At 50.8% G+C, this 12009-nt stretch carries 8 protein-coding genes, 2 tRNA genes, 2 rRNA genes and 1 riboswitch; all 12 genes read right to left on the reverse strand.

Annotated features, from left to right (window positions below; genetic code table 11):
• Window positions 1–87 precede the first annotated feature (87 nt).
• Window positions 88–1215: a 2-iminoacetate synthase ThiH gene (gene thiH / locus AC6R03_RS17735; protein ID WP_500630158.1), complete on the reverse strand. Its 1128-nt coding sequence runs from the start codon at window positions 1213–1215 to the stop codon at window positions 88–90.
• A 10-nt stretch (window positions 1216–1225) separates the two neighbouring features.
• A complete protein-coding gene (locus tag AC6R03_RS17740) occupies window positions 1226–2002 on the reverse strand; it encodes a thiazole synthase (protein ID WP_500630157.1) in 777 nt (258 codons plus the stop codon).
• 2 nt (window positions 2003–2004) lie between these two features.
• Window positions 2005–2214, reverse strand: a complete 210-nt coding sequence (thiS, locus tag AC6R03_RS17745; RefSeq protein ID WP_500625349.1) for a sulfur carrier protein ThiS — start codon at window positions 2212–2214, stop codon at window positions 2005–2007.
• A gap of 2 nt (window positions 2215–2216) precedes the next feature.
• Entirely contained in the window at window positions 2217–2981 is a 765-nt protein-coding gene (locus AC6R03_RS17750; protein ID WP_500630178.1) for a HesA/MoeB/ThiF family protein, read from the reverse strand.
• Window positions 2982–2983: 2 nt separating this feature from the next.
• Window positions 2984–4246, reverse strand: a complete 1263-nt coding sequence (locus tag AC6R03_RS17755; protein WP_500630156.1) for a thiamine phosphate synthase — start codon at window positions 4244–4246, stop codon at window positions 2984–2986.
• A gap of 10 nt (window positions 4247–4256) precedes the next feature.
• A complete protein-coding gene (gene thiC / locus AC6R03_RS17760; RefSeq protein ID WP_500630155.1) occupies window positions 4257–6200 on the reverse strand; it encodes a phosphomethylpyrimidine synthase ThiC in 1944 nt (647 codons plus the stop codon).
• Window positions 6201–6361: 161 nt separating this feature from the next.
• A riboswitch (TPP riboswitch) is annotated at window positions 6362–6460 on the reverse strand.
• An 82-nt stretch (window positions 6461–6542) separates the two neighbouring features.
• Entirely contained in the window at window positions 6543–6926 is a 384-nt protein-coding gene (gene crcB / locus AC6R03_RS17765; RefSeq protein WP_334555415.1) for a fluoride efflux transporter CrcB, read from the reverse strand.
• 109 nt (window positions 6927–7035) lie between these two features.
• Window positions 7036–8418: a multicopper oxidase domain-containing protein gene (locus tag AC6R03_RS17770; RefSeq protein ID WP_500653679.1), complete on the reverse strand. Its 1383-nt coding sequence runs from the start codon at window positions 8416–8418 to the stop codon at window positions 7036–7038.
• Window positions 8419–8568: 150 nt separating this feature from the next.
• A tRNA-Trp gene (locus AC6R03_RS17775) sits at window positions 8569–8645 on the reverse strand.
• A gap of 42 nt (window positions 8646–8687) precedes the next feature.
• Window positions 8688–8764: transfer RNA gene (locus AC6R03_RS17780), tRNA-Asp, on the reverse strand.
• Between the two features lie 56 nt (window positions 8765–8820).
• Window positions 8821–8936: ribosomal RNA gene (gene rrf, locus AC6R03_RS17785) — 5S ribosomal RNA — on the reverse strand.
• 169 nt (window positions 8937–9105) lie between these two features.
• Window positions 9106–11994: ribosomal RNA gene (locus AC6R03_RS17790) — 23S ribosomal RNA — on the reverse strand.
• Window positions 11995–12009 lie beyond the last annotated feature (15 nt).

Below are 12009 nucleotides of genomic sequence, written 5' to 3' on the forward strand. Positions count from 1 at the left end.
AGATCTGCATATCGCGTGAAGTTGAATGAAAAGGCTCTCAACATGAGAGCCTTTTTTAATTGTGGCGTGGTTGTTTCACGTGAAACATTATCCTGAATAGATTGCGTTCCAGTCTCGCCAAACCGGGTCATACCCTTTCGAGCGTAACGCCTGCTCGACTGACTCGGCACTTCGCTCATCGCTGATCTCAAACTGCTCCAACTCGACGTCTTGCATCGCATATCCGCCGGGTTGTGTTTTTGATGCGGCGGACATGGATGTCACACCCAGTGGCAACACATTGTCCCTAAACTGCGGCGACTCTCGTGTCGATAACGAAAGCTCAACCGTCGGATTCAACAACCGATAGGCACAGATCAACTGAACCAACTGCTTATCACTCATCACGGATTTAGGTTGAATCACCCCTTCCGATGCATTGCCCTCACAAGGACGAAGCCGTGGAAAAGAAATCGAGTAACGAGTTTGCCAGTAGGTACGCTCTAAGTAGTCAAGGTGTGCGGCGACATAAAAGCAATCCGTGCGCCAATCGTCCAAGCCGATGAGCGCGCCTATACCAATCTTATCGATCCCGGCTTTCGCCAAACGATCCGGCGTTTCCAAGCGATAGTCAAAATCTGTTTTGTTGCCCCTCAAATGGTGCTGAGCATAAGTGCGACGATGGTAGGTTTCCTGATAGACCATTACTGCATCGAGGCCCAAGGATTTCAGTTCACGGTACTGCCCTTCATCAAGCGGCTGCACTTCCATTGCCAAGTAGTTAAAGTGCGCTTTGACAAGTGGCAGTGCGCGGCGAAAGTAGTCCATCCCCACTTTGGTTTGGTGCTCACCAGTGACCAAAAGCACACTGTCGAATTTCATCGACTTAATCGCGTCTATCTCTGCCGCGATTTCTTGCTCTGTCAGCGTACGGCGTTTAATACGGTTCTCCATCGAAAAACCGCAGTAGGTACACGCGTTGGCACACAAGTTGGAGAGATAAAGCGGGATATACAATCCAATCGTGTTGCCAAACCGTTTACGCGTGAGCGCGTAGGATTGCTGCGCCATTTGCTCAAGGTAAGGCTCTGCCGCAGGTGAAATCAAGGCTTTAAAATCTTCGAGATCACGCTTAGATTTCGCCAGTGCACGTTCCACATCCTGATGAGTTTTCGCGTAAATCGACAGCCTGATGTCATCCCAGTCCATACGTTGATGAATCGATACAAAACTCATGCTGCATCCCTCACTCTAAGAAGGCGGTTAATGGGCTGGAAGCAACAGCATGGGTGACCTGTCCAGCCAAGCCGGATTCAAACGCTATCCGCCCGCTTTCCACCGCCATCTTAAACGCTTGCGCCATAGCAACTGGATTGCTCGCCGCCGCGATCGCGGTATTCACCAACACCGCATCCGCGCCCATCTCCATCGCTTTTGCCGCATGAGACGGAGCACCAATCCCGGCATCGACAATGACGGGGACACCGGCTTGGTCGATGATGATCTCCAAAAAGTCTTGCGATGCTAGCCCTTTGTTCGAACCAATAGGCGCACCAAGAGGCATTACTGCTGCGCAGCCCACCTCTTCTAAACGCTTACACAACACCGGGTCTGCGTGGCAATACGGCAAGACAATAAAGCCATCTTTGACCAACTGTTCTGCCGCTTTTAGGGTTTCAATTGGGTCAGGCATCAGGTATTTAGGATCAGGATGAATCTCCAGTTTAAGCCACTGTGTGTCCAAGGCTTCACGTGCTAAGTGCGCGGCGAAAATGGCGTCTTGCGCGTTTTTTGCCCCAGAGGTATTCGGTAATAAATTCACGCCAGCGGCAATCAACGGCGCTAAGATATCATCTTGCTTATCATGGATATCGACGCGCTTGAGCGCCATAGTCGCCAGTTGCGATCCCGACGCCTCAATAGCGCGCGCCATGGTGGTACTGTTCGAAAATTTGCCCGTGCCGGTAAACAGACGCGAGTCAAACACTTTGCCCGCGATAGTAAGCGGTGTTATTGGCGCCATGATCAGCCTCCTGCAATGGCTTGAAATAGTGCGATGGCATCGCCTTGATTGACGATATGTCTGTCCCACTCGCTGCGCGGAACGACACAGTTATTGATGGCAAACACACAGCCCACCTCGGCGAGTGATAACTCAGCAATGAGCGCCGTCAATGTTGTCCCTGCGTGAGTCGTATGTGTTTCACCATTGACGGTGATAGTGATGGGTTCCATGTTCATTCCTTAACGGTGTTTGACTGACACACATGACAAGTGGCATCCACTGAAATAGTTAACGTCTGCCAGCGCATCGTGAGTCCATCAAACAGGTGTAATGTCGATGGGCTGAGTTGTGGTTCATCAAGGGCTAACCATTGAATCGCCGCCAGCGCTTGGTAATTACCTAACGTGCCTACCACCGGACCTACCACGCCAAGTTCACTGCATTTTTGGCCAGAAGGAAGTGAATCGAACGGATATAGGCAGTGGTAGCATGGGCTATCTTGCTGATAATCAAACAACGCGAATTGCCCTTGCCATCCAATGGCCGAGGCCGAGATCAAAGGTGTCCGGTTTTTGAAGCAGAGCTGATTGATTTGCTGACGAGTTTCAAGGTTGTCTGTGCAATCAAGCACGATGTCGGCAAGCATGATCTCAAGCGCAAGTTGGGTATCATCGAGCCGTTGGTCAATCGCGCGAATGCGAATCAAAGGGTTGAGGTGCTCTAATTGACTCTTAGCCGCCAACGCTTTGCTCTGCCCTTGGTCATCGTTTCGATAGATGACTTGGCGCTGAAGATTGCTTAGCTCGACACGGTCATCATCCACCAACACCAATTTGCCCACACCAGCGGTAGCTAAATAAAGGCTTGCCGCTGACCCGAGGCCACCACAACCAATCAGCAACACATGAGCATTCGCCAACTTTGCTTGCCCTTGTTCGCCCCATTGCGGCAACGACACTTGTCTTTGGTAACGTAAGAACGCCTCGTCAGACAGCATGGTCATCCCTGCTCTCCTACTTGCTTGTTTGCCTTCATCAACTCAGTAAAAGCCGCAATGACCGGTTTTGGGTCGTCGGCGAGCGTAATCGCACGCACGACAGCCAAGCTTGAGACGCCGCACTGCCACACCATCGCAGCGTTACCTTGGTCGATACCGCCAATCGCAACCGTAGGAAAGCCCGTACCTTGCGAGCGAGGAATCGAATCAATCAACTGTTGATAAAGCTTCAAGCGCACTAAACCTTGCGGCTTAGAAGGCATAACCTTGGTCGTGGTTGGGAAGATATGCCCCAGTGCGATGTAGCTTGGCGCAATCTGCACAATACGCAGCAGTTCGTAGTAGCCGTGTGTCGAGAGCCCTAAAGCGATACCTGCCTGTGACAATGCCTGCAAGTTCGACGCTTCAATATCTTCTTGGCCAAGGTGAACACCGAATGCACCGTGCTTTATCGCCAACTGCCAATGATCGTTGATAAACACATGTGCTTGGTATTGCTGACCCAATGCAATCGCACGTATCACCTGCGCTTCCAAATCAGCTTGCTGTGGATCTTTGATGCGCAGCTGTATGGTTTTAATGCCTAGAGGAAGTAATCGTTCAATCCAACTGACATCGTCGACCACCGGATAGAGACCCAACACCTCTTTCGCCATGGAGGGAAAAGAGATCGCGCGGCCTTCAGTTTTCCAACCAACACGAATGCCGAGAGTTTCGTCCTCGAGCACAGGCGTAGGAAATTGCTCTAAACAACATGGCCATTGAGATGTTTCACGTGAAACATGCCCCATCGCACGTGCGAGCGTCAGTGCATCTTCAACGGGAAAATCGAGCGCCCGCAAGGTGATAAACCATGCAAAGTGCTGTGTAGCATCAAGCGCCATTTGGTGGACATTAAGCGCACGCACTTCAGCATGAGCACGCGTGCTGTGTTGCCAAATATCGAGCACGCGCCCTTCGCACCTTGCGCCAATAACGATCGCATGCAGGGCATAGTCCGCCAGCGAGACATCACCCTCTGCAACTGAGTACACCAGGTGATGGACACTTTGTTCGCTGTCGTCACTGAGAGAGGAAGACTCAAAGACTTGCGTATCCCGAGCAATCCAAACAGAGGAAGACGCACCGCGCAGTTCTACCGTCGACTCAGCCCCTTCAATCAACTGAATCTCTTGTGTGGCAAACCCTTGCTCGCCGGCCAATGCCAAGCATTGCGCGATATCATCGCGCAATGTAGGCTGTGAGTGAGGAATCACAATTTTCATCGCCGCGTTCCTACGACTCTGCACTTTCAGGCTGCGCGGCAGGATGATACAGCTCAGAACCCGATTGACGGAACTCCTCTGACTTTTGGCGCATCCCTTCGAGTGGATCATCGAGCATTTTAACGGAGATGGCTTGGTCGGCTTCGACTTGTTGTGTGTCTTTGGCGTACTCGCGCACTTCCTGAGATATTTTCATCGAACAGAATTTTGGTCCACACATTGAACAAAAGTGAGCCACTTTGCCCGACTCTTGCGGCAAGGTTTCATCGTGGAAAGCTCGCGCCGTATCAGGGTCAAGCGACAAGTTGAACTGATCCTCCCAGCGGAACTCAAAGCGAGCTTTTGAGAGCGCATTGTCACGAACCTGAGCACCAGGGTGGCCTTTAGCCAAATCCGCCGCATGCGCCGCAAGTTTATAAGTAATCAAGCCCGTCTTAACGTCTTCTTTATTGGGTAGACCCAAGTGCTCTTTCGGCGTCACATAGCAGAGCATCGCACAGCCGTACCAGCCGATCATCGCAGCGCCAATGCCAGAGGTAATATGATCGTACCCAGGGGCAATATCGGTCGTCAGAGGACCCAAAGTGTAGAATGGCGCTTCGTGGCAGTGCTCTAGCTGCTCATCCATATTGGCTTTGATCATGTGCATAGGTACATGCCCAGGGCCTTCAATGATCACCTGCACGTCATACTCCCACGCGATCTTAGTCAGTTCACCCAACGTGCGTAGCTCAGCAAACTGCGCTTCATCATTGGCATCGGCTACCGAACCTGGACGCAAGCCATCACCGAGCGAAAGCGCGACATCGTACTTGGCACAGATTTCACAAATTTCGCGAAAGTGGGTGTAAAGGAAGCTTTCTTGATGGTGAGCGAGACACCACTTAGCGATGATCGAGCCGCCGCGAGAGACAATACCCGTGACACGTTTGGCCGTCATCGGCACATAACGCAACAGCAAACCGGCATGAATCGTGAAGTAATCGACGCCCTGCTCAGCTTGCTCAATCAAGGTGTCTCGCATCACTTCCCAATTGAGGTTTTCTGCAATGCCATTCACTTTTTCAAGCGCTTGGTACATAGGCACGGTACCGATCGGAACTGGGCTGTTACGTAGAATCCACTCTCGAGTCTCGTGAATATTGCGTCCGGTCGACAAATCCATCACCGTATCGCCACCCCAACGTGTTGCCCAAACCAATTTCTCAACTTCTTCCTCAATGGAAGAGGTCACAGAGGAGTTACCAATATTGGCGTTCACCTTGACCAAGAAGTTGCGACCAATGATCATTGGCTCCGCTTCTGGGTGGTTGATGTTGGATGGAATGATGGCACGACCCGCAGCCACTTCTTGGCGGACAAACTCAGCACTGATGTCCTTTGGCAAGTGGGCACCAAAGCTTTGACCAGGATGCTGTTGGTTCAACACCTCGTCGCGATAACGAGCACGCCCCATGTTTTCACGCAGAGCGATGTATTCCATTTCCGGTGTAATCACACCTTGACGCGCGTAGTGGAGCTGAGTGACACACTGACCGCTTTTCGCACGGCGAATGCGTGGTAAGTTGCCGTAACGCAGCTCGTCTAGCGTATCGTCTTCCAAGCGCTGTTTGGTGTATACCGAACTGACCTCATCGAGCAGTTCCGTATCACCGCGCTCTTCAATCCACTGTTCACGTAGCTTAGGCAGGCCTTGGTAGAGGTCAATCGTATGGTTAGGATCGGTATAAGGACCAGAAGTGTCGTAAACGCGAATCGGCTCATTGGGCTCAAAGATCGGCGCACCTTTAGTGCCGCCAATCAAGCTGTCAGCAAGGGAGATTTCTCGCATAGGAACACGAATATCAGGTCTTGAACCTTCAACATAAACCTTACGTGAATTGGGGTACGCTTGTACCGAGAGGGTATCAATAAACTGTTTGGCTTCCAGTCTCGCTTGTTTGCGATTCGACATAGCATTTTTCCTTGCTCTTTATTGCTCGTAGGAGCATGAGTGTTAGAGATAAAAATGCTTGGCGGAAAGATGCGACAAGAGGGCGATCTGACGCGGGTACCTATCTGTAGATAGATCGCATGACGCTCAGATCAGAGAGAACGAATCCTAGATTAGGAGGGTCGATATCTTCTCTTGTTCCCTTCGCAGGTATTAACCTGATCAGGTTCAACGGATCCCGAATAAACGGTCTCAGCCTTATGGCACTCCGACAAGTGAACCGAGTATATAAAAACGGCTTGGATAAACCAAGCCGACCTGTGTAAATTTTGTCTAGTGAGGCTCAAAGCACCTCTAAGCAAGCTAGCTTTTGATCAGCAGTTGAAAGCCCACCCAAGCGGCAGAGATGCTTAATACCACATTGAGTAAGACATTGAGTCCCATCTTGAAAAAAGCGCCCTGCTGCATGAGTAAAACGTTGTCCATCGAAAACGTAGAGAACGTCGTCAAAGCACCAAGAAAACCGAGCCCGATGATCTGTCTCCATGGTTCAGTCGCAAGGTTGCCATTTTCAAACGCGGCGATCAGTAAGCCCATCGCCAGTGAGCCGACTACGTTAACAGTTAGCGTACCGTATGGAAAACCTCGCCCCAGTAATGTCGCACACAGCTCAGACACTAAATAACGAGAGCACGCACCAACGGCGCCACCCATGGCAATAAACCCTAAAATTGCAAACTGACCCATAACCCCTCCAAATTTGTGGCGTTAGTGTAGCGCCAAACAGACGAAAAAACAGACTTCAGATCAATGTAATGACGCTAAACACTCTGTTAGATTTAAAAAGTTACAGGAGTCACTTTACTTCGATATAGCCCATCAAACCGGTTTTCATGTGCTCTATGACATGACAGTGATACATCCACCGACCGGGGTTGTCCGCGACGAAAGCCGCTTTGGCACGACCATTCTTGCCCAGTAGTACCGTATCCGTATGGAACGGCTCTGGGAGCGGCTTACCGTCCATTTCGAGCACGGTAAAGGTATGGCCATGAAGATGAATAGGATGATGGTACTGAGTGACATTTTTAAGATCGAAGATGTAGGTTTTGCCTAGCTCCAACTGCGCCAGCGGCGCAGGAATCGAATGACGACTCATCCCCTGCCACGCCACCTTGTTGGTCAACCAAAAGGTTGAACTCGCCTTGCCATCTTTGCCTACGGGCGTTACCGCACCTTGCCACTCAAACACAAAGTCAATCTCTTCAGCGTTGGGTAGATCGAGCGCGGGCACAGGGTTAAGAGGCAAACTTGGCAGCGCTTGACCCTGTGGCAAATCAGACGCGACGACATCAAATTCACACAGAGGAAAAGGGAAACGCCCCTTCATTTGACGAACAAACACTTTGTTGCCAGCAGATGGCGCAATCAGACCAAGATCCACCCTCATACCCGGTCCAATTTTATGCTGAGAGAGCTCAATTGGCGTGGTGACCGGGTTGCCATCAATAGCCAGTATCCAAGCCTCTGCCCCTTCAATCGCAATTGGATAGGTAATGGTATTGTCGACATTAGCAATGCGTAAGCGAGTGGTCGCGTGCGCTTTAAGCGTATATAAAGGCTCATGAACGCCATTCACACTGCTCCACTCCCCTGGCGTGCCCATCCGAGCACTTAAACGTGGGATCATTCTCTCCTTCCACTGCCCTTGACTGTCGATGTGCCAATGCTTGAGCATTAACGCATGCTCTTCATCAAAAACCACGGGGTCGCGCTCTTCAACAATAATCAGTCCAACGAGTCCTCGCCCTAACTGTTCAACGCTGTTCATGTGTGGGTGATACCAAAACGTGCCTGCGTCAGGCGGAGTGAATCGATACTCAAACGTCTCTCCCGGCATGATAGGCGCTTGACTGAGAAAAGGAACGCCGTCCATCTCGATCGGTATTCGCAAGCCGTGCCAATGTATGGTGGTAGGCTCTGACAGTTTGTTCGTGAAACGAATCACGACCTCTTCCCCCTGACGACAATAGAGTGTCGGCGCAGGGATCGCACCATTAAACCCCAGTACGTCTGTTTGATACCCAGGGACGAGTTCAGCCCGGCTAGGCTCAGCAGTGAGATCGTAAACATAGCCTTCTCGAGTCCGAGTTTGCCGAGTCACCGAACACGCAGGAATCATTGAGAGAGCAGACAAAGCAAGTGAAGATTGAAGAAATTGGCGACGACTCAAAGCCATAACGGTAAACACCTAAAACAGACAAGACGTATAATGTAGCAAAATACTGCGAATGATTCTCAGTGCAATGAGTGATTTGTGTTTTGTCGCGTGCAAGATTAAAAAACGGAGACAAAAAAGGCTCTAGTCTTTCGACTAGAGCCTTAGATATGGCAGGGGTGGAGAGATTCGAACTCCCAACACGCGGATTTGGAATCCGCTGCTCTGCCAATTGGAGCTACACCCCTAAAATTAGATTCAAAAAAACCTCGATAAACGAGGTTTATAAGTGGCGGAGTGGACGGGACTCGAACCCGCGACCCCCGGCGTGACAGGCCGGTATTCTAACCAACTGAACTACCACTCCGCAGTGGTCTATTTAAAGTCTTATCTCAATCGTGCTTTAAACAGATAATGTTCAAAGCCTGGCGATGTCCTACTCTCACATGGGGAAGCCCCACACTACCATCGGCGCTAATTCGTTTCACTTCTGAGTTCGGCATGGAATCAGGTGGGTCCAAATCGCTATGGTCGCCAAGCAAATTTTGTTTAAGTTCTTAGAAGTGAGTGCCTAGACCCTAGTTCCTAGAACTTAATAATTCGGAAAGCTGCGTTTATCGTTTCTAGCTACTAGGAACTAGTCACTCGTCTCTTCATTACACATTCAATGTTCTTACATTGAGTCCATCAAAACCCTTTGGGTGTTGTATGGTTAAGCCTCACGGGCAATTAGTACAGGTTAGCTCAACGCCTCACAGCGCTTACACACCCTGCCTATCAACGTTCTAGTCTCGAACAACCCTTAAGGGCACTTAAAGTGCCAGGGAAGACTCATCTCAGGGCTCGCTTCCCGCTTAGATGCTTTCAGCGGTTATCGATTCCGAACTTAGCTACCGGGCAATGCGTCTGGCGACACAACCCGAACACCAGAGGTTCGTCCACTCCGGTCCTCTCGTACTAGGAGCAGCCCCCTTCAATCTTCCAACGCCCACGGCAGATAGGGACCGAACTGTCTCACGACGTTCTAAACCCAGCTCGCGTACCACTTTAAATGGCGAACAGCCATACCCTTGGGACCGACTTCAGCCCCAGGATGTGATGAGCCGACATCGAGGTGCCAAACACCGCCGTCGATATGAACTCTTGGGCGGTATCAGCCTGTTATCCCCGGAGTACCTTTTATCCGTTGAGCGATGGCCCTTCCATTCAGAACCACCGGATCACTATGACCTGCTTTCGCACCTGCTCGAATTGTCATTCTCGCAGTCAAGCGGGCTTATGCCATTGCACTAACCTCACGATGTCCAACCGTGATTAGCCCACCTTCGTGCTCCTCCGTTACTCTTTGGGAGGAGACCGCCCCAGTCAAACTACCCACCAGGCACTGTCCTCACCCCGGATAACGGGGCTAAGTTAGAACATCAAACATACAAGGGTGGTATTTCAAGGTCGGCTCCACAGATACTGGCGTACCTGCTTCAAAGCCTCCCACCTATCCTACACATGTAGGCTCAATGTTCAGTGCCAAGCTGTAGTAAAGGTTCACGGGGTCTTTCCGTCTAGCCGCGGGTACACTGCATCTTCACAGCGATTTCAATTTCACTGAGTCTCGGGTGGAGACAGCGTGGCCATCATTACGCCATTCGTGCAGGTCGGAACTTACCCGACAAGGAATTTCGCTACCTTAGGACCGTTATAGTTACGGCCGCCGTTTACCGGGGCTTCGATCAAGAGCTTCGACCGAAGTCTAACCCCATCAATTAACCTTCCGGCACCGGGCAGGCGTCACACCGTATACGTCATCTTACGATTTTGCACAGTGCTGTGTTTTTAATAAACAGTTGCAGCCACCTGGTATCTGCGACTCTCAATAGCTCCATCCGCGAGGGACTTCACCGTCAAGAGCGTACCTTCTCCCGAAGTTACGGTACCATTTTGCCTAGTTCCTTCACCCGAGTTCTCTCAAGCGCCTTGGTATTCTCTACCCGACCACCTGTGTCGGTTTGGGGTACGATTCCAACTTATCTGAAGCTTAGAGGCTTTTCCTGGAAGCATGGCATCAATGACTTCACGCCCTTGGGCGCTCGACATCGTGTCTCAGCCTTAAAGAGAGCCGGATTTACCTAACTCTCAAGCCTACGCACTTGAACCTGGACAACCGTCGCCAGGCCCACCTAGCCTTCTCCGTCCCCCCATCGCAATAAGTTGAAGTACGGGAATATTAACCCGTTTCCCATCGACTACGCCTTTCGGCCTCGCCTTAGGGGTCGACTTACCCTGCCCCGATTAACGTTGGACAGGAACCCTTGGTCTTCCGGCGAGGAGGTTTTTCACCCCCTTTATCGTTACTCATGTCAGCATTCGCACTTCTGATACCTCCAGCATGCTTTACAACACACCTTCAACGGCTTACAGAACGCTCCCCTACCCAATACCTAAAAGGTATTGCCGCAGCTTCGGTTTATTACTTAGCCCCGTTACATCTTCCGCGCAGGCCGACTCGACTAGTGAGCTATTACGCTTTCTTTAAATGATGGCTGCTTCTAAGCCAACATCCTAGCTGTCTAAGCCTTCCCACATCGTTTCCCACTTAGTAATAATTTGGGACCTTAGCTGGCGGTCTGGGTTGTTTCCCTCTCCACGACGGACGTTAGCACCCGCCGTGTGTCTCCCGGATAGTACTTACTGGTATTCGGAGTTTGCAAAGGGTTGGTAAGTCGGGATGACCCCCTAGCCTTAACAGTGCTCTACCCCCAGTAGTATTCGTCCGAGGCGCTACCTAAATAGCTTTCGGGGAGAACCAGCTATCTCCAGGTTTGATTGGCCTTTCACCCCTAGCCACAAGTCATCCGCTAATTTTTCAACATTAGTCGGTTCGGTCCTCCAGTTGATGTTACTCAACCTTCAACCTGCCCATGGCTAGATCACCTGGTTTCGGGTCTATATCCAGAGACTGAGCGCCCAGTTAAGACTCGGTTTCCCTACGGCTCCCCTAGATGGTTAACCTTGCCACTGAATATAAGTCGCTGACCCATTATACAAAAGGTACGCAGTCACACCACGAAGGTGCTCCTACTGCTTGTACGTACACGGTTTCAGGTTCTATTTCACTCCCCTCACAGGGGTTCTTTTCGCCTTTCCCTCACGGTACTGGTTCACTATCGGTCAGTCAGTAGTATTTAGCCTTGGAGGATGGTCCCCCCATATTCAGACAGGATATCACGTGTCCCGCCCTACTCGATTTCACTGAATGTGCGTTGTCAACTACGGGGCTATCACCCTTTATTGCCGGACTTTCCAGACCGTTCGTCTAACGCATATAAAGCTTAAGGGCTAGTCCAATTTCGCTCGCCGCTACTTTCGGAATCTCGGTTGATTTCTTTTCCTCGGGGTACTTAGATGTTTCAGTTCCCCCGGTTCGCCTCGTTATGCTATGTATTCACATAACGATACCTGCTTATGCAGGTGGGTTTCCCCATTCGGAAATCCCAGACTCAAGTGGTTTTTACTACCTAATCTGGGCTTATCGCAAGTTAATACGTCCTTCATCGCCTCTGACTGCCAAGGCATCCACCGTGTACGCTTAGTCACTTAACCATACAACCCCAAAGG

It is taken from the genome of Vibrio sp. R10-SG-ISO4 (genome assembly GCF_059834135.1).

Coding starts and splice junctions, on each gene's coding strand:
- thiH (WP_500630158.1), bottom strand. CDS start 1,215: ATGAGTTTTGTATCGATTCATCAACGTATGGACTGGGATGACATCAGG.
- AC6R03_RS17740 (WP_500630157.1), bottom strand. CDS start 2,002: ATGGCGCCAATAACACCGCTTACTATCGCGGGCAAAGTGTTTGACTCG.
- thiS (WP_500625349.1), bottom strand. CDS start 2,214: ATGGAACCCATCACTATCACCGTCAATGGTGAAACACATACGACTCAC.
- AC6R03_RS17750 (WP_500630178.1), bottom strand. CDS start 2,981: ATGCTGTCTGACGAGGCGTTCTTACGTTACCAAAGACAAGTGTCGTTG.
- AC6R03_RS17755 (WP_500630156.1), bottom strand. CDS start 4,246: ATGAAAATTGTGATTCCTCACTCACAGCCTACATTGCGCGATGATATC.
- thiC (WP_500630155.1), bottom strand. CDS start 6,200: ATGTCGAATCGCAAACAAGCGAGACTGGAAGCCAAACAGTTTATTGAT.
- crcB (WP_334555415.1), bottom strand. CDS start 6,926: ATGGGTCAGTTTGCAATTTTAGGGTTTATTGCCATGGGTGGCGCCGTT.
- AC6R03_RS17770 (WP_500653679.1), bottom strand. CDS start 8,418: ATGGCTTTGAGTCGTCGCCAATTTCTTCAATCTTCACTTGCTTTGTCT.